This is a genomic window from Micromonospora sp. NPDC005298, assembly GCF_040607375.1.
Lineage (GTDB): Bacteria > Actinomycetota > Actinomycetes > Mycobacteriales > Micromonosporaceae > Micromonospora.
Window position 1 is genome coordinate 1 of record NZ_JBEXGP010000039.1, and the last position, 23,893, is coordinate 23,893.

Annotated in this window: 25 protein-coding genes; 15 read left to right on the forward strand and 10 right to left on the reverse strand. The window is 73.1% G+C overall.

Going from position 1 to position 23,893, the window contains the following annotated elements:
• Positions 1 to 333: 333 nt before the first annotated feature.
• The 3 genes from ABZS77_RS29250 to ABZS77_RS29260 all read left to right on the forward strand — a co-directional run bounded on the left by ABZS77_RS29250 (position 334) and on the right by ABZS77_RS29260 (position 2,255).
• Entirely contained in the window at positions 334 to 966 is a 633-nt protein-coding gene (locus tag ABZS77_RS29250; protein ID WP_354829487.1) for a LysE family transporter, read from the forward strand.
• Positions 967 to 1,072: 106 nt separating this feature from the next.
• Positions 1,073 to 1,726 (forward strand): acVLRF1 family peptidyl-tRNA hydrolase, encoded by a 654-nt coding sequence (locus ABZS77_RS29255; protein ID WP_354829488.1) that lies wholly within the window; start codon positions 1,073 to 1,075, stop codon positions 1,724 to 1,726.
• 169 nt (positions 1,727 to 1,895) lie between these two features.
• On the forward strand, positions 1,896 to 2,255 hold the full coding sequence (locus tag ABZS77_RS29260) for a nuclear transport factor 2 family protein (RefSeq protein WP_354829489.1): 360 nt from the start codon (positions 1,896 to 1,898) through the stop codon (positions 2,253 to 2,255).
• 54 nt (positions 2,256 to 2,309) lie between these two features.
• Here ABZS77_RS29260 and ABZS77_RS29265 read toward each other — a convergent pair whose 3' ends face one another.
• Positions 2,310 to 3,233, reverse strand: a complete 924-nt coding sequence (locus ABZS77_RS29265; RefSeq protein WP_354829491.1) for a neutral zinc metallopeptidase — start codon at positions 3,231 to 3,233, stop codon at positions 2,310 to 2,312.
• 264 nt (positions 3,234 to 3,497) lie between these two features.
• Here ABZS77_RS29265 and ABZS77_RS29270 point away from each other — a divergent pair, with 264 nt between their 5' ends.
• Positions 3,498 to 5,102 (forward strand): ABC-F family ATP-binding cassette domain-containing protein, encoded by a 1,605-nt coding sequence (locus tag ABZS77_RS29270; RefSeq protein WP_354829492.1) that lies wholly within the window; start codon positions 3,498 to 3,500, stop codon positions 5,100 to 5,102.
• Positions 5,103 to 5,113: 11 nt separating this feature from the next.
• Here the strand turns inward: ABZS77_RS29270 and ABZS77_RS29275 are convergent, their stop codons facing one another.
• The gene (locus tag ABZS77_RS29275) at positions 5,114 to 5,713 is read right to left on the reverse strand and encodes a cadmium resistance transporter (RefSeq protein ID WP_354829493.1); all 600 of its coding nucleotides are present in this window, start codon (positions 5,711 to 5,713) and stop codon (positions 5,114 to 5,116) included.
• A gap of 216 nt (positions 5,714 to 5,929) precedes the next feature.
• Here ABZS77_RS29275 and ABZS77_RS29280 point away from each other — a divergent pair, with 216 nt between their 5' ends.
• Positions 5,930 to 6,157 carry a helix-turn-helix domain-containing protein gene (locus ABZS77_RS29280; protein WP_007462679.1) on the forward strand — a complete coding sequence of 76 codons (228 nt, stop codon included), beginning with the start codon at positions 5,930 to 5,932 and terminating at the stop codon, positions 6,155 to 6,157.
• A gap of 18 nt (positions 6,158 to 6,175) precedes the next feature.
• Here the strand turns inward: ABZS77_RS29280 and ABZS77_RS29285 are convergent, their stop codons facing one another.
• Complete coding sequence (locus ABZS77_RS29285; protein WP_354829523.1) at positions 6,176 to 6,316, reverse strand: hypothetical protein; 141 nt, start codon at positions 6,314 to 6,316, stop codon at positions 6,176 to 6,178.
• Between ABZS77_RS29285 and ABZS77_RS29290 the strand changes: the two genes are divergently transcribed.
• Entirely contained in the window at positions 6,258 to 6,971 is a 714-nt protein-coding gene (locus ABZS77_RS29290; protein ID WP_354829519.1) for an enoyl-CoA hydratase/isomerase family protein, read from the forward strand. The two genes, ABZS77_RS29285 and ABZS77_RS29290, sit on opposite strands and share 59 nt — an antisense overlap.
• Before the next feature lie 116 nt (positions 6,972 to 7,087).
• Entirely contained in the window at positions 7,088 to 9,064 is a 1,977-nt protein-coding gene (locus ABZS77_RS29295) for an ABC transporter ATP-binding protein (protein WP_354829520.1), read from the forward strand.
• Between the two features lie 11 nt (positions 9,065 to 9,075).
• Here ABZS77_RS29295 and mug read toward each other — a convergent pair whose 3' ends face one another.
• The 6 genes from mug to ABZS77_RS29325 form a co-directional block, all read right to left on the reverse strand.
• Entirely contained in the window at positions 9,076 to 9,615 is a 540-nt protein-coding gene (gene mug / locus ABZS77_RS29300) for a G/U mismatch-specific DNA glycosylase (RefSeq protein ID WP_354829522.1), read from the reverse strand.
• A 125-nt stretch (positions 9,616 to 9,740) separates the two neighbouring features.
• On the reverse strand, positions 9,741 to 10,502 hold the full coding sequence (locus ABZS77_RS29305; protein ID WP_354829495.1) for an SDR family oxidoreductase: 762 nt from the start codon (positions 10,500 to 10,502) through the stop codon (positions 9,741 to 9,743).
• On the reverse strand, positions 10,487 to 11,017 hold the full coding sequence (locus ABZS77_RS29310; protein WP_354829496.1) for a hypothetical protein: 531 nt from the start codon (positions 11,015 to 11,017) through the stop codon (positions 10,487 to 10,489). Before ABZS77_RS29310 ends, ABZS77_RS29305 begins: the two co-directional genes overlap by 16 nt.
• A complete protein-coding gene (locus ABZS77_RS29315) occupies positions 11,014 to 11,832 on the reverse strand; it encodes a DUF692 domain-containing protein (RefSeq protein WP_354829497.1) in 819 nt (272 codons plus the stop codon). Before ABZS77_RS29315 ends, ABZS77_RS29310 begins: the two co-directional genes overlap by 4 nt.
• Entirely contained in the window at positions 11,829 to 12,731 is a 903-nt protein-coding gene (locus ABZS77_RS29320; protein WP_354829499.1) for a TIGR04222 domain-containing membrane protein, read from the reverse strand. Before ABZS77_RS29320 ends, ABZS77_RS29315 begins: the two co-directional genes overlap by 4 nt.
• Positions 12,732 to 12,812: 81 nt before the next feature.
• Positions 12,813 to 13,385, reverse strand: coding sequence for a TetR/AcrR family transcriptional regulator (locus ABZS77_RS29325; RefSeq protein ID WP_139586810.1), 573 nt, complete (start codon positions 13,383 to 13,385; stop codon positions 12,813 to 12,815).
• Between the two features lie 78 nt (positions 13,386 to 13,463).
• On the opposite strand from ABZS77_RS29325, the gene ABZS77_RS29330 reads away from it, so the two are divergent.
• The 3 genes from ABZS77_RS29330 (at position 13,464) to ABZS77_RS29340 (ending at position 16,158) form a co-directional block, all read left to right on the forward strand.
• Positions 13,464 to 14,324, forward strand: coding sequence for a carbon-nitrogen hydrolase family protein (locus tag ABZS77_RS29330; RefSeq protein ID WP_354829500.1), 861 nt, complete (start codon positions 13,464 to 13,466; stop codon positions 14,322 to 14,324).
• 65 nt (positions 14,325 to 14,389) lie between these two features.
• Positions 14,390 to 15,034, forward strand: coding sequence for an HAD family hydrolase (locus ABZS77_RS29335; protein ID WP_354829501.1), 645 nt, complete (start codon positions 14,390 to 14,392; stop codon positions 15,032 to 15,034).
• Positions 15,035 to 15,222: 188 nt separating this feature from the next.
• Positions 15,223 to 16,158, forward strand: coding sequence for an RIO1 family regulatory kinase/ATPase (locus ABZS77_RS29340; protein ID WP_354829502.1), 936 nt, complete (start codon positions 15,223 to 15,225; stop codon positions 16,156 to 16,158).
• A 49-nt stretch (positions 16,159 to 16,207) separates the two neighbouring features.
• Here the strand turns inward: ABZS77_RS29340 and ABZS77_RS29345 are convergent, their stop codons facing one another.
• Entirely contained in the window at positions 16,208 to 16,456 is a 249-nt protein-coding gene (locus ABZS77_RS29345; RefSeq protein WP_354829504.1) for a DUF2630 family protein, read from the reverse strand.
• Positions 16,457 to 16,828: 372 nt separating this feature from the next.
• Between ABZS77_RS29345 and ABZS77_RS29350 the strand changes: the two genes are divergently transcribed.
• The 5 genes from ABZS77_RS29350 to ABZS77_RS29370 all read left to right on the forward strand — a co-directional run bounded on the left by ABZS77_RS29350 (position 16,829) and on the right by ABZS77_RS29370 (position 23,889).
• Positions 16,829 to 18,211, forward strand: a complete 1,383-nt coding sequence (locus tag ABZS77_RS29350) for a cytochrome P450 (protein WP_354829506.1) — start codon at positions 16,829 to 16,831, stop codon at positions 18,209 to 18,211.
• A 4-nt stretch (positions 18,212 to 18,215) separates the two neighbouring features.
• On the forward strand, positions 18,216 to 19,118 hold the full coding sequence (locus ABZS77_RS29355; protein ID WP_354829508.1) for a terpene synthase family protein: 903 nt from the start codon (positions 18,216 to 18,218) through the stop codon (positions 19,116 to 19,118).
• Entirely contained in the window at positions 19,115 to 20,728 is a 1,614-nt protein-coding gene (locus ABZS77_RS29360) for a prenyltransferase/squalene oxidase repeat-containing protein (protein WP_354829509.1), read from the forward strand. Before ABZS77_RS29355 ends, ABZS77_RS29360 begins: the two co-directional genes overlap by 4 nt.
• Positions 20,729 to 20,819: 91 nt before the next feature.
• On the forward strand, positions 20,820 to 23,378 hold the full coding sequence (locus tag ABZS77_RS29365; protein WP_354829510.1) for a nitrate- and nitrite sensing domain-containing protein: 2,559 nt from the start codon (positions 20,820 to 20,822) through the stop codon (positions 23,376 to 23,378).
• An 88-nt stretch (positions 23,379 to 23,466) separates the two neighbouring features.
• The gene (locus tag ABZS77_RS29370; RefSeq protein ID WP_354829511.1) at positions 23,467 to 23,889 is read left to right on the forward strand and encodes a roadblock/LC7 domain-containing protein; all 423 of its coding nucleotides are present in this window, start codon (positions 23,467 to 23,469) and stop codon (positions 23,887 to 23,889) included.
• The last annotated feature ends 4 nt before the right edge of the window (positions 23,890 to 23,893 follow it).

Here is a 23,893-nt window from a genome sequence, read left to right on the forward strand (position 1 = left end):
TAACCCCCCAGGGGCTGAGGACGCCATCCTTCGGCGGCGTACTCTGACCAACTTGTACAACGAGCGCCCGACGTGGCTCGATCAGGCACACGCCCCTCTTGATCAACCTGTGCGAGGCCGAGGCCGAGGCCGGGCGGACGCGGCGAGGCCGGGTGGGGCGGCGAGGCAGGGCGGAGGCGGCGGGGCGGGAATCGGGTGGCGGGGGTGTGGGTTTGGCGCGCAGGATGCGCGTGTGACTGAGGCGTACCCGATGCAGGTCCCTGTCCGTGCGGCGACTGCCGTGCGTCGACAGCGGCCGGTTCACCGGCGGACCTCGATCCGACGCCGACGGCCGTGAGCGGCGCCTTCCTGGCCGGTCTGGTGGCCGGTTACGGCGTCGCTATTCCGGTCGGCGCGATCGCGATCCTGGTCCTGGGGCTCAGTGCCCGCACGTCGTTGCGGGTCGGCGCGGCGGCGGCGTTGGCGGTGGCGACGGCCGACGGGCTCTACGCGGCGGTCGCCACGCTCGGCGGCGCCGGCCTGGCCGGGGTCGTGACGCCGGTGGCCGGCCCGCTGCGGCTCCTCGCTGCTGTGGTGTTGCTGGGGCTCGCCGCGCACGGCCTGTGGCGTACCTGGTCGACGCACCGGTCGGGGCGGCCGCCGGCGGCGCGCGCCGGGGCGGGCATGGACACTCCCGGGCGGGCCTACGCGGCGCTGCTCGGGTTGACCCTGCTGAATCCGACGACGGTTCTGTACTTCACCGCGCTGGTGGTCGGCCGTCGGGGCTCGGCCGATGTGGGCGCGGTTCCGGCGGCGCTGTTCGTGGTCGGTGTGTTCGTGGCGTCGGCGAGCTGGCAGTTGCTCGTCGCCGGCGGCGGCACGGTGGTCGGTCGGGCGTTGACCGGGCCGCGCGGCCGGCTGGTCACGGGGCTGGCCTCCAGCGCGCTGATCGCCGCGCTGGCGGTGGCCACGCTGCTGCCGATTTGAGCATGCCGTCACGGTGGCCGCGCTGCTGCCGGGGTGAGCGTGCTGCCGGGTGGGGCGGTCACCGCCCGGCCGCCCGCGGGGCCCCGCCGTGCCGTACGGTCGGGCGGTGACCAGTCGACCCGCAGCCGGGGGAGGCCGGTGGGTCGAGGTCGACCCGGCCCGCGTCGGCCGCTGGGTCGAGGGCTTCGCCGACCGGCACGGCCCGCACACCACCACCGCGCGGGAGTACGGTCTGCTGCTCACCGCCCCCGACGGGACAACCGCCGAGTTGTACGCCCCACCGGGCGCACCGGCCGGCGTCGACGTGCCCGGTTTCGTGGCTGCCGCCGTCGCGCCCCGCCGGATCGGTCTGCTGCTGGCCCGTAAGGGCGCGGTGGCGCTCGGTGTGGCCGAGGGCGCCGAGCTGGTCGTCTCCAAGGTGGACACCCGGTACGTGCAGGGGCGCACCGCGGCGGGGGGCTGGTCGCAGCACCGGTTCGCCAGGCGGCGCGACAACCAGGCGAAGGCGGCGCTCGGCGACGCGGCGGACCTGGCGGTACGACTGCTGTTGCCGGAGGCCGCGAGGCTCACCGCGGTGGTGTGCGGCGGTGACCGGCGGGCGGTGGACACGGTGCTCGCCGACCGGCGGCTGTCCCCGCTCGTGCCGCTGCGGGCCGAGAGGCTGCTCGACGTGCCGGAGCCCCGGCACGCGGTGCTGGTGTCGGCGGTCGCGGCCGCGCGGGCGGTACGGATCCGGCTGCGCGACCCCGTACCCGACTGACCCCGGCGGTGGGGTGGCAGGTCCGGCGTTCCCGGTGTACGGCCGTGCCGCTGGTCGGAGGATGGGCGTGACGACCGCACCGGGGCACCTCCGGTGGGGAGGTCGCCGACATGCGGCGGGCTGACGGCCCGGTTCGGCCGCCGCGTTGAGCCCTGCCAGGGAGAATGTCATGTCCGAGGGTGAGATCCTGCGTGCCGTCCTGGACCGGTGGAGGTCGGCTGTCGACGCCCACGAGCCGGATCGTGTCGCGTCGTGCTTCACCGGGGACGCGATCTTCCAGGGTTTGCGCCCGTACACGGTGGGTCGTGCCGGCGTCGCCGCGTACTACGCCGCCCAACCGCTCGGCCTGACCGCCGCGTACGACATCCGGGAGGTCCGTCGGCTCGCCGGCGACCTGGTCCTCGGCTACCTGGAGGTGGAGTTCGGCTTCACCGACCGACCGGCCCTGACCGTGAACCTCGGTGTGCTCCTGCGCCGGGTCGACGAGGAGTGGTTCATCGAGCACTACCAGGTTTCGCAGCTGCCGTGACCGGCGCTGTGGTCGTGGCGGGGCCGGTGGGCCCCGCCACGACGCAGCGGGCGGTCAGAGCTGGTCGGTGCCGAAGGTGTCGCAGGTCTTCGGGTCGCCGCCGTCGTAGCCTCGGTTGAACCAGCGCTTGCGCTGCTCGGACGTGCCGTGGGTGAACTGGTCCGGGTTGACCCGGCCGCCGGAGCGCTCCTGGATGCTGTCGTCGCCGATCGCCTCGGCGGCGTCGACGGCCTCGTTGATGTCGGCCTCGGTGATCGACGTGAAGAGCGGCTCCTGGCCGGTCTTGTCCTTGCTCTCGGTGGCGTGCTTGGCCCAGGCGCCGGCGTAGCAGTCGGCCTGCAGCTCCAGGCGGACGGAGGCGGAGCGGGGTCCGCTCTGGTCGCCCTGCCCGGCCTTGGCGTTGGTGCCGAGCAGGTTCTGGACGTGGTGGCCGTACTCGTGGGCGAGCACGTACGGCTGGGCGAACTCGCCCTTCGCGCCGAACCGGGACGCCAACTCGTCGTAGAAGCTCAGGTCGATGTAGACCTTCCGGTCGGCGGGGCAGTAGAACGGGCCGACGCCCGAGTCGGCCTGCCCGCAGCCGGTGTTCACGGCGGCCTGGAAGAAGTTCGTGGTGGTGGGCTCGTAGTCGCTCCGGCCCAGCTCGGGGTACGCCTTCTTCCAGTAGTCCTGGATGCTGTTGACGAAGAGCAGGTTGCGGCAGCGCGCGTCGTCGAGACGGTCGGCGTTGGCGGTGGAGCACACCTGCTCCAGGTCGCCGCCCCCGGCCTGGCCGCCCTCGTCGCCGTTCGTCATGGCGTTGAGGCCGAACCCTCCGCCGAGCAGGGCGACGAGCACGGCCACCACGATGCCGATGATGCCGCCCCGGCCGCCGCCGCCGGGGATGGGGATGCCCATGCCGCCGCCCGACCCGCCGCTGCCCCGACCCAGGTCGTTGGCCTGGGAGGTGTCGAGCTCGGCCCGCTCGTTGAGTTCCATACTGACCCCGATCGCCGTATGCCGGTGAATGTCGTCTGTGTGTCGGTTCGTCATGTCGGTGCCGGACCGGGTCCGGACAGGCGTTCCGGTACCCGATGATCTTGATCGGTAATCCGGGCGGGTCACCGGGAGGCGCCCGGTACACTTGTCCCCGTGCCGCGCTGCGAAGGCTGAACCGCCCCGCGCCGACGGGCCCCCACCGCCCGCCGGCGCTTTCGCGTGCCCTGAGTCAGCCTTCCAGACCCCGAGAGCGAGTCCCACGAGATGATCACTGCCACCGGCCTGGAGTTGCGCGCCGGCTCCCGGATCCTGCTGTCCGACACCACGCTTCGCGTGCAACCCGGCGACCGGATCGGTCTGGTCGGTCGTAACGGCGCCGGCAAGACCACCACCCTGAAGGTGCTCGCCGGCGAGGGGCAGCCGTACGCCGGCCAGATCGACCAGCGCAGCGCCATCGGCTACCTCCCGCAGGACCCGCGTACCGGCGACCTGGAGGCGACCGGCCGCGACCGGGTGCTCTCCGCGCGCGGCCTGGACGTGCTGATGTCCCAGATGCAGGAGATCGAGGCCCGCCTCGCCGAGGACGCCGACGAGAAACTGGTCCGCCGCTACGGCGCGCTGGAGGACCAGTTCGCCGCCCTCGGTGGGTACGCCGCCGAAGCCGAAGCCGCCCGGATCTGCGCGAACCTGGGTCTGCCGGACCGCGCGCTCGCCCAGACCATCGGCACCCTCTCCGGTGGTCAGCGCCGGCGCATCGAGCTGGCCCGGATCCTGTTCCGCGACGCCGGTGAGAACGGCGGCGGCATCCTGCTGCTCGACGAGCCGACGAACCACCTGGACGCCGACTCGATCACCTGGCTGCGCGGCTTCCTCGCCAACCACAAGGGCGGCCTCATCGTCATCTCCCACGATGGCGCGCTGCTGGAGTCGGTCGTCAACAAGGTCTGGTTCCTCGACGCCACCCGGTCCGTCGTCGACGTGTACAACCTGGGCTGGAAGGCGTACCTGGAGGCGCGTGAGACCGACGAGCGGCGTCGCCGCCGCGAGCGGGCCAACGCGGAGAAGAAGGCCGGCGCCCTGATGGCGCAGGCCGACAAGATGCGGGCCAAGGCCACCAAGACCGTCGCCGCGCAGAACATGGCCCGCCGCGCCGAGAAGCTGATCTCCGGCCTCGAGGAGGTGCGCGTCGCCGACCGGGTCGCCAAGGTGCGCTTCCCCAGCCCGGCGCCGTGCGGCAAGACGCCGCTCACGGCGACCGGCCTGTCCAAGTCGTACGGCTCGTTGGAGATCTTCACCGACGTCAACGTGGCGGTGGACCGGGGCTCCCGGGTGGCGATCCTCGGGCTCAACGGCGCCGGCAAGACGACCCTGCTGCGGATGCTCGGCGGCCTGCTCCCTCCGGACACCGGCGAGGTGCACGCGGGGCACGGCCTCCGGTTGGGCTACTACGCCCAGGAGCACGAGACGCTTGACGTGGAGCGGACAGTCCTGGAGAACATGCGGGCCGCCGCCGTCGAGCAGTCCGACACCGACCTGCGCAAGATCCTGGGCGCGTTCCTCTTCTCCGGCGATGACGTCAACAAGCCGGCCGGGGTGCTCTCCGGTGGCGAGAAGACCCGACTCGCCCTGTCCACCCTGGTCTGTTCCGGGGCCAACGTGCTGCTGCTCGACGAGCCGACGAACAACCTCGACCCGGTCAGCCGGGAGCAGGTGCTCGACGCCATCGCCAACTACCCGGGCGCGATCGTGCTGGTCACGCACGACCCGGGTGCGGTGCTCGCGCTCAAGCCGGACCGCGCGATCCTGCTGCCCGACGGCGACGAGGACGCCTGGAGCGACGACCTGCTCGAGCTGGTCGAGCTGGCCTGATCCGCCCGCGTTCAGCCGAGCAGGTCGACCAGCCGGCCGAGTACGCCGGAGCTGACCAGGATCACCGCACCGATGCCGACGAAGATCGCCGGCACCAGCCAGTGGCCGGCGCGCTCGACCAGCCGGACCACCCGGGGGTGCCCGCCCAGCCAGGCCCCGACGGCGCACCACAGCGCGATGAGCACGACGAACACCAGCAGGAAGACCGCGCTGTCGGACGCGCCGAGGGCCCGGAACACCGGCACGTAGGCGGCCACGTTGTCGGCGCCGTTGGCGATCGTCACCCCGGCCACGCCGAGGGTGGACGCCACCACGGCCGGCGTCTCGTCGTCGTCACGGTGTGCCAGGGCACGGACTCCCAGCGCGATCGGCAACAGACCCAGCAGCCCGGTCCACGGGTCGGGCACCACCAGCAGGCCGGCCGCGACGACTGCGCTGACAAGCGCGAGCGCACCGATGCCCAGGTACTGGCCGGCGACGATCTGCCAGGGGCGGGGCCGGCCGCTGGTGCGGGCCGCCACGAAGAAGAGCGTCAGGATGACGATGTCGTCGATGTCGGTGGCCGCGAACACGACCGCCGCTCCGGCCGCGGTGCCCACAAGGTCGATCACGCCCGGAGGGTACGGCCCGCCGGCAGGCGTCGCCGAGCGGCGGTGGTACGCCCGGCCGGTACGGCGGGACGGATCGCCAGGATCACTCTATCGGGAAGCTGACATTGCATAGCGTGTCGGTTGGCGAAGAGTTGATATCTGGCGCATGATCGTTCGAGGCGGTCTAATAGGTGGGACCGTATCCGAACCGCACAGTCTGGGACGTGAGGACACAGCATGGCAGCCACTGGCACAGCCACCAGCACTGAGAAGGGTCGCCGGATCGTCGGAGCCGAGCGTCAGACGCTCGCCAAGGACCTGGTAAAGCGGTACACCTCGGGGGAGAGCATCCGCGCGCTGGCGGCCTCGACCGGCCGTTCCTACGGGTTCATCCACCGAGTGCTCACCGAGTCCGGGGTGCAGCTACGTCAGCGTGGCGGTGCCCGGCGCCGCAAGAAGGCGTGACCCGCCCCCCAGCGTCGTTCACCAGCGCCGCGCCCCGGGCCGCCCGGTGACCGCCGAGGCGACCGGGGTCCGGCTGTCCTGCGACGGGCCGGTTGCCACGGTGACGTTGTGCCGGCCCGACGTGCTCAACGCCCAGACGCCCGCGATGTGGCGCGCCATGAGCGACTTCTCTCGCGACCTGCCCGGCGACGTGCGTGTGGTGGTCGTCCGTGGCGAGGGTCGCGCGTTCTCCGCCGGCCTCGACCTCGCCGTGGCGGGTGCCTCCGGTCCGGGGTCGTTCGCCGAGCTGGCCACGCTGCCCGAGCAGGAGTGCGCGGACCGGATCGCCGAGCTCCAGGCCGGTTTCACCTGGCTGCACCGCCCCGACCTCATCACCGTGGCCGCCGTGCAGGGGCACGCGATCGGCGCCGGTTTCCAGCTGGCGCTCGCCTGCGACCTGCGGGTCCTGGCGTCCGACGCGAAGCTGTCGATGGCCGAGGTGACCCTCGGGCTGGTGCCCGACCTGGCCGGCACGAAGCGCCTCGTCGAGCTGGTCGGCTACTCCCGCGCGCTGGAGATCTGCGCGACCGGCCGCCGACTGGACGCCGCCGAGGCGGACCGGATCGGGCTGGCCACGCTCGTCGTACCGCCGGGCGAGCTGAACGACGCGGTCCGTGACCTGACCGCGGGCCTGCTCGCGGGTGCCCGCGACGCCGTGGTGGAGATCAAGGCGCTGATCGCCGGCGCGGCCGGGCGCTCGCACGCCGACCAGCAGCGTGCCGAGCGGGAGGCGCAGACCCGCCGGCTGCGTGACCTCGCCGGCCGGGGAGAATAGTAAGGACCGTACGGGAAGATCCGGGTTACGACCGAGGTTGTCAGAGTCGTCGGGAGAATTGACCTGGCGGTGCGGTCAACCCGACGACGACCCGGAGGTGAACGGTGTCCAACCCGATGTCCGGCGGTGGCATGGCGGGATGGAGCATGCTCCGGTCGATGCGCAACCGCGACGAGGTCTCCGCCCATCGGCTCAAGCGTGGGGTGGCCCGGCGCATCGTCGCCTTCGCCCAGCCGTACCGCCGCGACATCATCGTCTTCCTGGCCACCGTGGTGCTGGCCGCCGTCATCGGCGTGGCCACCCCGGTGCTCGCCGGCGACGTGATCAACGCGATCAACCGGGGTGGTACCGAGGCGGGCCGGCTGGTTGTCCGGCTGGCCCTGTTCATCGCCGCGCTCGCTGTCGCCGACGCGCTGTTGTCACTGGCCCAGCGCTGGTATTCGGCCCGCATCGGCGAGGGCATCATCCTCGACCTGCGCACCCGGGTCTACGACCACGTGCAGCGCATGCCGTTGCAGTTCTTCACCCGCACCCAGACCGGTGCCCTGGTCAGTCGACTCAACAACGACGTGCTCGGCGCCCAGCGGGCGTTCACCTCCACCCTCTCCGGCGTGGTCAGCAACGTCATCCAACTCGTCCTCACCGCCGCGGTGATGTTCACCCTGTCCTGGCAGATCACCGCGCTGTCCCTGGTCCTGCTGCCGATCTTCATCATCCCGGCCCGTCGGGTCGGCCGGCGCCTGGCCGACATCACCCGTGAGGCGTACAACCTCGACGCCAAGATGAGCGCGACCATGACCGAGCGGTTCGGGGTGGCCGGCGCGCTGCTGGTGAAGCTCTTCGGCCAGCCCGAGATCGAGGCCCGCCGGTTCGCCGACCGGGCCGAACGGGTCCGCGACATCGGCATCCAGTCCGCCATGTACTCCCGCACGTTCTTCGTGGCGATGCTGCTGGTGGCCTCGCTGGCGCAGGCCCTCACCTACGGCCTCGGCGGCTGGCTCGCCGTAACCGGCGGTGTCAGCGCCGGCACCGTCGTGACCCTCGCGCTGCTGCTGACCCGCCTGTACGGTCCGCTCACCGCGCTCTCCAACGTCCGGGTCGACGTGATGAGCGCGCTGGTCTCCTTCGACCGCGTCTTCGAGGTGCTCGACCTCCAACCCGGCATCGTGGAGAAGCCCGGCGCGGTGCCGGTGCCCCGGGGCAACGGCCGGGTCGACTTCCGGGACGTGCGGTTCCGCTACCCGAGCGCCGCCGAGATCTCCCTCGCCTCGCTGGAGGAGGTCGCCGCCCTCGACCGGACCGTCAACGAGCCGGTGCTCAGGGGCGTGTCGTTCAGCGTCGAGCCGGGGCAGATGGTCGCCCTGGTCGGCCCGTCCGGCGCCGGCAAGTCGACGCTGTCCATGCTCATCTCCCGGATCTACGACGTCACCGACGGGCAGGTGCTGGTCGGCGGTGTGGACGTCCGCGACGCGACGCTCGCCTCCCTGCGCGACGAGATCGGCGTGGTCACCCAGGATTCGCACCTGTTCCACGAGACGATCGCCGAGAACCTGCGCTACGCCAAGCCGGACGCCACCGACGACGAGATCTGGGCAGCCCTCGCCGGCGCCCAGGTCGCCGACCTGGTCCGGTCCCTGCCCGACGGGCTGGACACGACCGTGGGGGAGCGCGGCTACCGGTTCTCCGGCGGCGAGAAACAGCGCATCGCCATCGCCCGGCTGCTGCTCAAGGCCCCGTCGATCGTGATCCTCGACGAGGCGACCGCCCACCTGGACTCGGAGAGCGAGGCCGCCGTGCAGCGGGCGCTGTCGGTGGCGCTGGCCGGGCGTACCGCCCTGGTGATCGCGCACCGGCTCTCCACCGTCCGCGACGCCGACCAGATCCTGGTCCTCGACGGTGGACGGATCGTCGAACGGGGACGCCACGACGAGCTGGTCGCGGTCGGCGGGCTCTACGCCGAGCTGTACCGCACCCAGTTCGCGGTCGCCGACTCGCCCCGGCCCTTCGTGGACGCGACCGGCCCCGAGCCGGTGGTCATGCCGCTGGGCACGTACGTCGCCGACGAGGCGATGCCACCGGCCGCGGCCAACTGATCGGCGGCGCCTCAGGCCGGACGGCGGTCCGGCAGGCCCGTGGCCACCCGCAGTTCGGCGAACGCGGCCCCCAGCGTGACGGGGGTGAAGTGCGCGTTCAGGCCGCTCGGGTTCGGCAGCACCCACAGCCGCGCCCCGGCCAGTGACTCCGGCTGCGGCCCGAAGGCGGCCTTCGGCCGCTGAAAACCGATCCGGTACGCGGTCACCCCCACCACCGCCACCCAGCGCGGCCGGTGCCGGGCCACCTTGTCGGTCAGGATCTCGGCGCCGTCGAGGAGTTCGGAGGCGCTCAGCTCGTCGGCGCGGGCGCTGGCCCGCTCGGCCATATTGGTGATGCCGAGCCCGAGGGCGGGCAGCGCGTCCTGTTCGCTCGGGTGCAGCAGTCGGGGAGTGAACCCGCCCGTGTGCAGCGCCGGCCAGAACCGGTTCCCCGGTCGGGCGAAGTGCCAGCCGGTCGCGGCCGACCAGAGACCGGGGTTGATGCCGACGAACAGCACCGCGAGGCCGGGCGCGAGCACGTCGGGAATGGTCCGGTCGGCGGCGGCGGCCAACTCTGCCCTGGTCGGCCGGGGGTGGGCGGCGGCAGCATCGCCAGGTTGGGGGTGGGCGGCGGCAGCATCGCCAGGCCGGGCCAGGGCGGGCGGCACCTCGCCGGCTCGCCGGCCCGCGCCCGCTGTCACAGGCCGCGCAGCGCGCCACCGTCGACCGGCACGGTGAGACCGGTCAGGTAGCTGGCGGCGGGGGAGAGCACGAACGCGGCCACCCGACCGAACTCGGCCGGATCGCCGAGGCGTCGCAGCGGGATGATCGCCTCCGCCTCGGCGCGGGCCCGCTCCGGGTCACCGGTCGCGGCGAACAGTTCGCGGTTGCGGTCGGTCATGATCCGGCCGGGCAGCAGGCCGACCACCCGTACGCCGCGGGGGCCGTAGTCGTCGGCCACGTCCTTGGCGACGCCCACCAGCCCCGGCCGCAGGCCGTTGGAGATGCCGAGACCGGGCACCGGGCCACGGGCCGAGGTGGAGAGCACGAGCCCGATCGCGCCGCCGTCGTCGAGCGCGCCGGCGATCGTGCGTACCGCGCGGACGGTGCCGAGGAAGACGGTCTCGAAGGAGGTCCGCCACTGCTCGTCGCTGATCGACGCCGCGTTGCCGGCCGGCGGGCCGCCGACCGAGATCAGCGCGCCGTCGAGCCGGCCGAAGTGTTCCCGCGCCGCCGCGACGAGTCGCTGCGGGGTCTGCGGGTCGGCCAGGTCCGCGGTGATGCCCACCGCCCGCTGCGGCCCGCCGAGTTGCTCCGCGGCGGCGGCCACCGCGTCGGCGTCCCGAGCCGACAGCACCACCCGCGCACCGTCGGCGACCAGGCACTGCGCCGTCGCGTACCCCAGGCCGCGGGAGGCGCCGGTGAGCACGTAGACGCGGTCGGTCAGTCCGAGATCCATGGGGCCGATCCTGCCGCATCCGGCAGGTCCCCGCCAACGCCGCCGGGTGGCGCGGGCGGGCGGCGGGCCGGGCGCAGCAGGCGTACCCGACCGGCGATCTGCACCGCCACGGCCCCGCCGGCGCGGGCCACCGCCGGCAGCCGGCGCGGACGTGGCGTCGCGCGCCCGTCGTAGCGCAGGCCCGCCTCCCTGACGGCCAGCTCCTCCGCGCCCGCCGGCGGCAGCGTGCCCCGCTCGCGCATCGTCCGCGCCAGGTCCCACCCGTCGCGCAGCGAGCCCGACGTGGGCCGGCCGGACGCCCAGCGCACGAACGTCGTCGGCCATGCGGTGCCCAGGCCGGCGGCGAGCAGCGGCCAGTGCCGGGCCACCTCGCCGGCCCTCTTGCGCAGCAGCGCCGCACGGGCGGCGGCCAGCGGCCCCGGCGCGAACCCGGCCGGCGGCGTACCCCCGGCGACCAGCGCCGCGACCAGCTCGGCCTGCCGCTCGGCCAGCCCGGGACGGTGGTCGCCGGTCATGTCACGGCCGGAAGACCGGCGGCGGTGGCCAGGGCATCCAGCTCGGCGCGCAGCTCGGCCGCCGGCGGATAGTCGCCGTCGCGCTCCAGCAGCAGCGCCGGTGGGCGGTGTCGGGCGCAGAGCGCGCCGACCAGGTCCAGCACCGCCGGTGGGATCGGGTCGGTGTGCGTGTCGTGGTAGTAGCCGCCGTGCTCCGCCCCGCCCGCCACGTGCGCGTACCCGACCCGGTCCAGGGGCAGGCGGTCGAGCAGCGCCAGCGGGTCGGTGCCCCGGTTGCGGGCGTTGGCGTAGACGTTGGCGACGTCGAGCAGCAGCAGAGCGCCGGTGCGGTCCAGGATCTCGGTGAGGAAGTCCGCCTCGTCGAGCTCGTCGTCGGGCCAGTCGACGAGCGCGGCGATCGGTTCCAGGGCGATCGGCACGGGCAGCTCGGCCTGCGCCCGGGCCACGTTGGCGCAGACCGCGTCGACCGCCTCCCGGCTGCGGGGCAGCGGCAGCAGGTGCCCGGCCTCCAGGCCGCCGGCCCGGACGAAGGCGATGTGTTCGCTCACCAGCGGGGCGTCGACCCGCTGCGCCACCGCCGCCAGGTGGGCGACCCGGGCCGGGTCGACCGGCTCGGCGCCGCCGAGCGAGAGCCGCACCCCGTGGGGTACGACGGTCACCGCGCGGTCGCGCAGCTGCGCCAGCCCCGACGGGAGCGGCCCGGACGCCGGCACCGACTCGGCCACCACCTCGACGAACCGCAACCCGGGCAGCTCGGCCACGAAACCGGCGATCTCCGGACGCCAGCCGATGCCGATCCCGGACGGGCCGGTCATCCGCCGCACCCGCCTCCGCCGCAGCCTCCGCCACCGCCGCAGGAGCTGCCGCCTCCGCAGCCGCCGCCGCCCGACGTGCCGCTGGAACCCGACGACCAGCCGCCGAGGGCCTGGCGCTGCACCTCGGCCTGCTCGGCGAAGCCCGGGTCGAGCGCCCAGAGCGACGCGGTGCCGTACAGGGCCACGCCCATCGCCGCGCCGGCCGCACCGTAGGTGGCGTACGCGGGCGACGAGCCGGGGTCCAGGTGGGTGTGCGCCCGGCGCTGGTCGCGCAGTACGCCGCGACCGGCCCGGGTGGTCTGCGGTACGCGCCACAGCAGCAGCACCGCCGCCAGCACCCCGAACAGGGTGAGCAGCAGGTAGCCCACCGGGCGGCCGTTCGTCAGGCCGGCGAACAGCCGCACCACACCGAGCACCAGCAGGGCGGCGAGGACCCGTGTCCACCGCCGGACGACGGCGCGCTGCGCCGGGCTCAGTAGCAGGCCGCGCTGCTCCAGGTCGGTGCGGAGCTGGTCGAGCGCGTCGCGTACCCGCTGTTCCCCTGGCAGGTCCCGGGCCCGGGACCGCTGGTGGGCGGCCCAGTGGATCGCCTGGTCCAGTGCGGTGAGCCCGGTCGGTGCCGGGCCGGTGGTGAGCAGCCGGCGGTCCGGCCCGACACCGATCGCGCCGCTGCCACGCAGCCCGCCGAGCGCGGCGTGCACGGCGAGCGCGGGACCGCCGTTGAGGTACGCGAGCTGCTGCGCGCCGAGCGGCCCGGCGGCAGCGTTCGCGCCGGTCAGCAGCCGGACCCGGTGGTACACCGCGACCGCCACCACGACGGCGTTCGCCACCAGGTAGAACCGGAGGAAGGTCGGGCCGGAAATGCCCCAGGTGTCGCCCGACGCGGCATGGACGATCATCGGCTGCTCCTGTCGCCGGAGGGATCGGCGGCCCCATTGTGGAGCAGCGTCGCCACGTCCCGCGGACCGGTGCCGGCGCGGTCAGTGGCGGCGGACCGCCTCCTCGACGAGGTCGAGCACGGGACCCAGGTCGCCGGCCGGCCGGCCCATCGCCAGGTGCAGCACCAGGCCGTCGTAGGCCAGTTCGAGGAACTGGGCGAGCACGTCGATGGGTACGTCCTCGCGCAGCACGCCGGCGTCGCGCTGGCGGGCCAGCCGGTCGCGGGTGGCCTCGGCGATCGCGGCGGACCGTTCCGCCCAGCGGCGGGCGAACGCCGGGTCGGTGCGCAGGCGGCGGGACACCTCCAGTTGGCTGCCGAGCCAGCCGGTGGTGTCCGGGGACACCGCCCGGGCCAGCAGGTCGCGCATGACCTGCACCAGACCGTTGCGCGCCACCGTCTCGACCATGACGGCGGCGTCGTCCTCGGCGACGGCGAGGAAGAGCGAGTCCTTGTCCCGGAAGTGGTGGAAGATGGCGCCGCGGGAGAGCCCGGTGGCCTCCTCGAGGCGGCGTACCGTCGCCCCCTCGTAGCCGTGCCTGGCGAAACACGCCCGCGCGGCGGCGAGGATCTCCTGCCGGCGCGCGTCGAGCTGGTCCTGGCTTACTCTGGGCACGCGTCGATCGTCGCAGGTCACCCCGGGCCGTGCAAACCGTACGTACGGCTTGGTGCGGTGCCGTCTACCATCGGCCCGGTGACCCCGCCCCGCCCTGTGCCGACCGCCCCGCTGACCGTCGCCACCGTCCAGGCCACCCCGACACCCGGTGACGTCGCCGGCAACGCGCTCGCCGCCGCCGAGCTGGTCCGTCGCGCCGGTGGACAGGGCGCGCGGGTGGCGGTCCTGCCCGAGCTGTACCTCTGCGCGTACCACCCGCCGACCCTCGCCGCCGACCCAGCCGGCACCGACGTCCTGGCCGACGCCACCGGCGCGGTCGCGGACCCCCGTCTCGACCCGCTGCGCGACGCCGCGCGCGAGGCCGGCGTCACCGTGCTCGTCGGCGCCGCCGCCCGCCACCCGGACGGCCGACGGACCATCGCCGCCCTGGTGGTCGACCGGGCCGGCGCGGTCCGCGTCGGGTACGACAAGCAGCAACTGTGGGGCGACGAGCGCGAACTGTTCGACAGCGGTGGACGGGGTGCCACGCTGCTCGTCGACGACTGGCGGCTCGGGCTGGGCATCTGCTACGACGGCTGCTTCCCCGAGCACGCCCGGTCCGCCGCCCTCGACGGCGCGCACGGCTACCTGTGCCCCAGCGGATACCTGGCCGGCTCCGAGCACCGCCGGGACCTGTACTACGCGGCGCGGGCACTGGACAACACGATGTTCGTGGTCTTCGCGAACGCCGTCGGGGGAGCCGACCCGTGGCGGTTCAACGGCGGCGCCGCGATCTACGATCCGCAGGGACGGGTCCTGGCCCGGGGCGCCGACGAGGGCACGGCGGTGCTGGTGGCCACGCTGGACCCGGCCGTGCTCGCCGCCACCCGGGCGGCCCATTCGATGCTCGCCGATCGGCTGCCGGACCAGGGCGGCCAGCGGCTGTCGATGTCCGGTTGAGCACCCCGTCAGGTCGACACCCGCCGGATCTGTTGGCGGACACGTCGGTCCCGTAGGGTGCCCGAGTGCCACTGCTCCTGCTGGACCTGGACAACACCCTGCTGGATCGGGCCGGGCCGTTCCGCCGCTGGGGTGAGCGCTTCCTGGACGGCATCGGCGCGCCCCCCACCGACATCGACTGGCTGCTCTCGATCGACGCGGACGGGTTGACCGACCGCTGGGACCTGGCCGACGCCATCCGGGACCGTTACGAGCTGCGGATCCCCTCGATCGACCTGGTGGAGGAACTGCACGACGGGGTGGTGGCGCAGACCCGGCTGGATCCGCTGACCGCGTGCGCGCTGCGGATCGCCGACGACGCGGGCTGGGTACCGGTCGTCGTCTGCAACGGCACGGTACGCGTCGAGGACGCCAAGATCCGCCGGACCGGCCTGGACCGCTACGTCGCGGACTGGGTGATCTCCGAGGAGGCCGGGGTCAGCAAGCCGAATCCGCGGATCTTCGCGCTCGCCGCGCAGCGGGTACGGATGCCCCTGCGGGGCGCCTGGGTGGTCGGGGACAGCCCGGAGGCGGACATCGGCGGCGCCGCCGCGGTCGGGTTGCCCAGTGTCTGGCTGCACCGTGGGCGTACCTGGTCGGACGTGCGGTTCGCGCCCAGTCGCACGGTGGACGGGTTGATCGCCGCGGTCGCCACCGTGCTCGCGAGCTGACGCGTACCCGCCGGTCCGGCGGCGCGGCGGTAAATCGGTTGACCGGCCGCCGGGGCTGCGGCGAGCATGGTCGGCGCATCGTGCGTCCCGGGCGTGCGCCCGGTCGAGGAGAGGGGGTCGGTCATGGCCGTCTTCGCAGGTCGCTTCCAGCTGCCTAACCCAGCCTCGACCAAGGGACCCTCACCACAGTGCGCGATCACGACCTACCGGCGCTCGAGCGCCGTAGCCGCGGCAAGAGCCGCTTCGACGACGACGACGAACCACAGTTCCTGAAGCGCGGGCGGCCCACCGAGCCGCCCGCCGATCCCGACACCGAGCCGGACCCGGACACCGGCGAGCACTGGTCGTCCTGGGACGACGCGGTGCACGGGCCGCAGCCGTACCCGGACTGGCTGGTCACCGAGCTGGCCGCCAAGGACACCGAACTGGGTGTGCTGAAGACCGGCAAGGAGGCGGACGTCCACCTCGTCCGCCGGGCGGTGCCGGACACCGACCGCTCGTGCCTGCTGGCGGTCAAGCGGTACCGGGACGCCCAGCACCGCCTGTTCCACCGTGACGCCGGCTACCTGGAGGGCCGCCGCGTGCGCCGGTCCCGGGAGAACCGGGCGATGGCCGGCCGGACGGCTTTCGGTCGACAGATGATCGCCGGTCAGTGGGCCGCGGCGGAGTTCGCTGCCCTGTCCCGGCTCTGGGAGATCGGCGCCGGACACGACCGGATCGCCGTGCCGTACCCGGTGCAGTTGCGCGGCACCGAGCTGATGCTGGAGTTCGTCGGCGACGCCGGGTCGGGGCTGGCCGCGCCCCGGCTGGCGCAGACGCGACCCGGCCCGGCCGAGGTGCGTGACCTGTGGGCGCAGCTGGTGGAGGCGCTGCGGGTGCTGGCCCGGGCCGGGTACGCGCACGGCGACCTGTCGCCGTACAACCTGCTCGTGCACTCCGGCCGGCTCGTGGTGATCGATCTGCCGCAGGTGGTGGACGTGGTGGCGAACCCGCAGGGGCCCGACTTCCTGGCCCGCGACGTACGCGTGGTGAGCGCCTGGTTCGTGGCCCGGGGGCTGCCCGCCGAGCAGGCCGACCCGATCGCGCTGACCGGGGAGCTGCTGCGCGAGGCGGGCCTGCGCTGACCGGGCGGGCGGATCGGGCGGCTGGACCGTCCGACCCGCCCGCGCCGTGTCACTGGAGGTAGCGCTCCACCTCCGGCTTGGGGCGTTCGCCCTGTGCGTCCGGGTCGCCGTGGGTCTCCCGGGCGGCCCGCCGGCGGCGCAGCAGGTCCCAGCACTGGTCGAGGGATTCCTCCAGGGCGCGCAGTCGCTCGCTGGCCTCGCCCTCGGTGCCCGACTCGTGGGCCTGGGCGTTCGCGCGCAGCTTGTGTTCCTCGTCGACCAGTTCGGAGATCCGGCTCAGGATGGTCTTGTCGTCCATGCTCCTGAGCCTGGCACAGCGCCCCACGACGCGCCTGGCTTCGTGCGCCGACAGTGGGGTCACACCACGATCAGTGAGTCCACCCACACTGACAGCAACATGTCAATGTGGCGTTTTTCACGCCCAACCTCGGGGCGGTCGGCACGCCGCCCCAGGCTGGGCGTCACCTGCGCGATCTTTTGGAGTCACCCCAGCCGGGCCCGGGTCCGGCACTGCCGGGTTCACACAACGCGAGAAATACTCCAGATCCGTCCCATGGAAAAGCAGTTTCATGAATGACATGCTCGGCCAGATGGTTACACGCCATCAACAAGGCAGCACGGAGCGCAACCCGCTGTGCCACCGGAGAGGACGGATCCGTGCAGGTGGAAAATGTCTGAGCCGAGCACACCCGGGTACCGAGAGCCGCACGTCGCCACCCTGCGCCGCACGTTGCCCAAGCTGATCAACGACCCACTGGGCACCCTGGTCGGGCTCGCGGACGCCGCGCCAGGGCAGATCGTGCAGCTCAACCTGGGCACCATCCGGCCGTACCTCGTCGCTGAGCCCGCGCACGTCCAACACGTGCTGAGGGACAACGCCGCCAACTACACGCGGGCCGGCGACAGCATGATGTGGAAGTCGGTCCACAAACTTGCTGGTGACGGGATTCTCTCCGAGGGCCCGGAATGGGAGGCGAGCCGCCGACGACTTCAACCCCACTTCACCGCCAAGCGGATCGACGCCGTGGTCGACGACCTGAGCCAGGCGATCAGCGAGGCGGTCGACGAGCTGGCCGTCCCGGCACGCGACGGTGAACCGGTCGACGCGGCCCGCGAGATCTCCAGGATCATCTGCCAGGCCGTCATCCGCGTCTTCTTCGGCGACAAGATCGCCGTCGCCGACGGTGTGCGGGTGGTCGAGGAGCAGGACACCGTCGCGACGGCACTGCGCTTCCGGCTGCTCACCCCGTTCATGCCGGACTCCGTGCCGATGCCCGGCGATCGTGCCTTCCGTCGGGCTGTCCGCAACATCGACGAGATCCTGCTACCGCTGGTCCGCGCCGAGCGTGCTCACGACGACGGAGGCGACGACATCCTCGCCTCGCTGGCCCGGACCCGGGACGCGCAGGGTCGCAAGCTCGACGAGAAGCGGGTCCGCGACGACCTGGTGGCGATGTTCGCGACCACCACCGAAACCACGTACGTCGTGCTCACCTGGCTGTTCCCGCTGCTGGAGCAGCTGCCCGACGTCGCCGCGCGGCTCTACGAGGAAATCGACAGTGTGGTCGGGCCCGGCGAGGTGATCAGCCGCGAACAGCTTGGCGAACTCCGCTACACCCGGATGGTGCTCGACGAACTGGTCCGCGCCTACCCGTCCGGCTGGTTGGTGCCGCGCACCGCCATCGCCGACGACGTCATCGGTGGCACCCGGGTCAAGGCCGGGGGAACGATCGTCCTGAGCCCGTACGTGACCCAGCGGCTGGCCCGCTTCTGGGACCGGCCGGACGTCTTCGACCCGGAACGCTTCGCTCCCGAGGCTCCGCGCCGCGCCCACCGGTACGCCTACTACCCCTTCGGTGGCGGCGCCCACCAGTGCATCGGTCAGTACCTCTTCCAACTGGAGGCGCCGCTGATCGTGGCGACCCTGCTGAGCCGATTCCGGTACCAGCTCGTGACACCCGGGATGCCGACGCCGCAGCTCGCCGCGTCGCTCCGGCCCCGCGAGCGGGTGCCGCTGCGGCTCACCCCACACCGGCAGCCGGCCGTGGCCTGACCGGATGACACCTCTCACAGCCGTCGGCGACGAGTTGCAACAGGCCGCCGAGCACGGGCGGATCTGCGCGCTCGCGGCCAAGGGCCAACGTGACCTGCAACGCTGCCTGGCCGCCCACCCGCAGATCTTCGCCGACGGGCCCTTCGACGGCGCCCTGACAAGCAGCATCGCGATGGCGATCGCGTTCAGCGCGCCCTCGTCCACCGCCGCCGAGCTGCGGTTGACCAACCGGGCGGTGCTCTGGGGATTCGCACTGGACTGGCAGGTGGACCGGTTGGCCAGCTCCGGCGCCGAGCTGGACCAGCTGGTCGAAGGGCAGCTCCTGGTCGTCGACGGGGCGCCCGCGGCGACGGATGACGCGCTGGGCCGGTTCCTCGCCGGGCTCCACGCCGACCTGGCTGCCGTACCGGCCTTCGCCACGCTGGGCGGGGCGTGGCGGGCGGCGGCACGTCGGACGCTGGAGGCGATGCGCAGGGAATGGCACTGGAAGACAGCGGTACGCGACGGCCTGCGGCCCCCGCCAACCCTCGCGCAGTACCTGGGCAACGCCGACAACCTGGCCTGCACGGTGGTCAACGTGGCGCACTGGATTCGGACCGGCGGCTCGGCCACCGCTGCGCGGATCGACCGGCTGGTCGACGCCAGCGACGCGGTGCAGCGCGCCCTTCGGCTGGTCAACGACCTGAGCACCTACGAGCGTGACCTCCGCTGGGGCGACCTCAACGCGATCATGCTGGTGGGCGACCGGACAGTGGTGGAGCAGGAGCTGACAAGCCTCGTCAGCCAGGCCACCGACCTTCTCGACGAGCTGCGGGACGACTGCCCAGGGGAAGCGGCCTACCTCACCCGGCAGCTCGGCTACACCAACGGCTTCTACCGGAGCACCGACTTCTGGGGAGTCTCGTGAGCACCGAGGCGGTGGCCCGGGACGGCACCGCCGCACCGGACACCGGGTGGACGGCGGTTGTCGACGAGCTGACCGCCGAGCTGGCCCTGCCGTCGGCCGGGCGTACGTCCGCTTCGCCGTACGAGACGGCCCGGCTGGTCTCCCTGGCACCGTGGCTGCCGCGACACGCCGAGCGGATCCGGTACCTGCTGGCCGGTCAGCGCCCGGACGGTGGCTGGGGCGGGCCGGACGGCTATGCCCTGGTGCCCACCCTGAGCGCTGTCGAAGGGCTGCTGACCGCTGTGCGTCGCGACGAGCCGGTGCACTGGTCGCCGGCCGCGGTGCACGACGCCGTCGACCGCGCGCTACGCCTGTTGTTCGACCGGACGAACGGCCCGGCGACCCGCCCGGCGCCGGACCTTCCGGCCGTGGACCTGATCGTTCCGGCGCTGGTCGCCCGGATCGCCGAGCAGCTTGCCGACCCGCCAGCGGAGTTGAGCCACTGGCGCGGCGTCGGCGGGCCACCGATGCCCGCCGGCATGGACCAGCAACGGCTCGACCGGGTACGCCTGCTGGCCCGATCGGGCCGGGCGATGCCCCCCAAGCTGCTGCACGCGCTGGAGATCCTCGGACCGGCCGCACGGCGTACGGCCGGTGTCACCACGACGGCCGGTGGCACGATCGGCGCCTCGCCGGCCGCCACCGTCGCCTGGCTCGGTGGCCCTGCCGCCGATCAACCCGACGCGTTGGACTACCTGAGTCGGGTGCTCGCCGAGTACGGCGCAGCGGTGCCGTGTGCCACCCCGATCACCGCGTTCGAACGATCCTGGGTGCTGAGCACCCTGGCCCGGGCTGGTGTGCTTCCGGCGGTCACGCCGGAACTGCTCGCCGGGCTGCGCGACGCCCTCGGTGCGGAAGGCGCGGCCACGGGGCCGGGTCTGCCCCTGGACGCCGACACCACGGCGGTGACCCTGTACGCGCTGGGCGCGCTGGGCCAGCCCACCGACCCGGCGTGCCTGACCCGGTACGACACCGGCGAGCATTTCTGCACCTGGCCGGGGGAGAACGGCACGTCGGTGACCACCAACGCGCACGTGCTGGAAGCGTTCGGCCGGTGCCTCAGCCGAGACGACCCGTACGCGGCTTCGGTGTCGCGTCGGCTCACCGGCTGGCTGCTCGACCGGCAACAGGCCGACGGGTCATGGTCGGACCGCTGGCACGCCTCGCCCTTCTACGCCACCTACTGCGTCGTGCTGGCGCTTCGGGAGTACGGCGGCCCCCTGGCCCGTCCGGCACTTCACCGGGCCGTCACGTGGGTGCTGGGCGGTCAGCGGGCGGACGGCTCCTGGGGGCGGTGGCGTGGCACGGCGGAGGAGACCGCGTACGCCCTGCTGGTGTTGTCGGCGGGGCCTTCGTCGCCAGCGATCGATGTCGCCCGGGCCACCGCGACGCAACGCCTGACCACATTGGAGGCCGAGGGTGTTGACGATCCACTGTGGCATGACAAGGATCTCTACCATCCGGCGCTGATCGTGCGAGCGGCAGTGGTGGCTGCCCAGGTGTCGGCCGCTGCACGGCTCAGCGGCTCCGCCCGGGGCGCACCAAGTCGTTGGTCTGCACCGCTTGAGTGAATTTCCGGACACTGCTAGCGTGCGCCGGGCCAGGGGCTGGGCGCTTTCAGTCCATCGAACCTGAATCGACATGGGCGAGGGACGGGTGGGGATGGCTTCCCGCAGTGCAAGCTTGCGCACGAAGGTCGTGGCCCTACTGGTCTCGCTCGCCGCCCTCTGGGCGTTCGCGGCATGGGTCACCCTTCGCGACGGCCTCAACGTGCTCGGTGTGCAGACGCTTGACGCGCAGGTCGCCGAACCGAGCGAATCGCTGCGCACCGAGCTCCAGCAGGAGCGTCGGATGTCGGTGGCGTACCTCGGACGCCGCGATCAGGACCTGGCGCGACAGTTGCAGGAGCAGCGCCAGCGCACCGAGGAACGGGCCGCCGACTTCGCCACGGCGGCCAGGAGCTGGCGTGCGCGCTTCGCCTCGACCGACGAGCTGACTGTACGAATCGACCAGGTGGTCGCCCAGTTGGACGGCCTCGGTCCGATGCGCGAGGCCGTCATCACCGGGTCGGTGGACCGGACGGCCGCCGCCGCCGCGTACACCGGGGTCCTCGATTCGTTGTTCCGGGTGTACACGGCCCTGGGCCAGCTCGACGACGAGGAGATCGCCAAGGACACCGTCACCCTCACCCGGCTGGTACGCGTGCGCGAGCTGATGTCGCAGGAGGACGCGCTCTTCGCCGGCGTCTCGGCGGCCGGTCGGATCAGCGACAAGGAGTACGCCCAGTTCGCGCAACTGGTCGGCGCGCAACGGTTCCTCGTCTCGGAGGCACTTGCCGAACTCCCCGAGGCCGACCGCCAGCGGTACGTCCAGATGACCGAGGGCCCAACCTTCACCAAGCTCCGAACGCTCGAGGACCGCATGGTCTCCAGCGCTCGACCGAACGCCCCTCTGCCGGTCGGTGCCGACGACTGGCAGGCGGCCCTCGCTCCCGCTCTGGAGGAGCAGGAGGCCGTCGTGCTGGCCGGTGGGGACGCGCTGGTCCAGCGGGCCACCCCGGTCGCGATCTGGGTTGTCATCCGGCTGGTGCTCGCGGCCGGTCTCGGCCTGCTCGCCGTCATCGCCTCCATCGTCGTCTCCATCACCACCGCCCGGGCCCTGCTGCGCCAGCTGGAACGGTTGCGCCAGGCCGCCTGGCAGCTCGCCGACGAGCGGCTGCCCCGGGTGGTGGAGCGCCTCGGCCGCGGCGAGGAGGTCGACGTGGCCACCGAGGCGCCTCCCCTCGATTTCGGCAACGACGAGGTCGGCCAGGTCAGCAAGGCGTTCAACGCGGTGCAGGAGACCGCACTGCGGACCGCCGTCGAGCAGGCCGAGCTGCGGCGCAACGTCCGCGAGGTCTTCCTCAGCCTGGCCCGGCGTACCCAGGCGCTGGTGCACCGCCAGCTCACCCTGCTGGACGCGATGGAGCGGCGCGAGCACGACGCGGAGGAGCTGGAGGATCTGTTCCGGGTCGATCACCTGGCCACCCGGATGCGGCGTAACGCGGAGAACCTGATCGTCCTCTCCGGCTCGACGCCGGGCCGGGCCTGGCGGCGCAACGTGCCGATGGTCGACGTGGTGCGCGGCGCGGTGGCCGAGGTCGAGGACTACACGCGGGTCAACGTGCTGCCGCTCGGCCCGGTCTCGCTGGCCGGCCGTGCGGTCGGCGACGTCATCCACCTGCTCGCCGAGTTGATCGAGAACGGTCTGTCGTTCTCCCCGCCGCACACCACAGTGGAGGTTCGCGGTCAGCTGGTGGCCAACGGTTTCGCCATCGAGATCGAGGACCGGGGCCTCGGGATGAGCGAGGACGACCTGGCCGCCGCGAACGACCGCATCGTCGACCAGTCGGAGCTGAACCTCGCCAACGCCGCGCGGCTCGGGCTCTACGTGGTGAGCCGGCTGACCGAGCGGCACGGCGTGCGGGTCCGGCTCAAGGAGTCGGCGTACGGCGGCACCACGGCGGTCGTGCTGATCCCGGCGGAGCTGATCACGGAGGCCGCGGACGCGGAGACCTCAGGCGGGATCCGGACCGGTTCGCCGGCGATCCCGCTGCCCGCGGGGTCTCCCGCCCCCTCCGACAGTGTCCGCCCGGCCCCAGTGGCGCTGGCCGCGCGGCCGACCGCACCGAAAACGCCCGACTCGGACGTGCCGCAGGCCACGACCGAGGCGCAGACCGCCACCGGGACGGACCAGGCCGACGGCGCCGAGGCCGACGCGTTGCCCACCCGGCGGCGGACGACGCCGGCCACCGGGACGCCGGAGCTTCCCACCCGGGTCCGCCGCACCCAGGGGCAGCCCGCACTGGAGGGCCCGACGTTGCCCACCGGCCTGCCCGCGGTCAACGGCACCCGGCCGACGGCCGGCACGGACCCCACGGAGTCGGACGTGAACGGTGACGACAGCCCCGGACCGGACCGTGCCGAGGCGGACCGGACGAACACGGGCCTGCCGGTCCGGGTGCGGCAGGCGAGCATCGTGCCGGAGTTGCGCGACGAGCCCGCGACGGAGAGCGACCACGACGACGTGGTGCGCCAGCCGGAGCAGGTGCGCAAGATGATGAGTTCCTACCAGACCGGCACACGGCGTGGTCGCACCGACGCGGCCCGGCTGCTCGGCGGCGCCTCCGACGCCCACCCGGCAGCGACGCCGGAGCCGGCCGAGGATCCGGACGTGACCTGACCGGGTGCCGGTGACGCGGTTCCGCGCAGCGTGACGGTCAACCCCAGATGAGTACGGCGACAACGCCGGGCGAGAAGAGGACGACGAAGTGGCCCAGAAGACGGCTTCGAGTGCCGACCTGACGTGGTTGCTGGATGACCTGGTGGGCCGGGTGAAACAGGCGGAGCACGCGGTCGCCCTCTCCAGCGACGGCCTGCTGATGGCCGCCTCCCGGGGGCTGAGCCGGGACGACGGCGAGCACCTCGCAGCGATGGCGGCGGGCATCCAGAGCCTGGCCCGGGGCGCCGGTAAGCGCTTCGGTGGCGGGCAGGTGCAGCAGACCATCATCGAGATGCAGTCGTCGTTCCTGTTCGTCACCGCGGCCGGCCGCAACGCCTGTCTGGCGGTGCTGGCCAGCGAGGACGCCGACGTCGGCCTGATCGCCTACGAGATGGCGATGCTCGTCACCCGCGTCGGCAAGTACGTCGCATCCCCGTCGCGGGGAGCTGAGCAGCCGGCCAGCGAGAGGTAGCGGC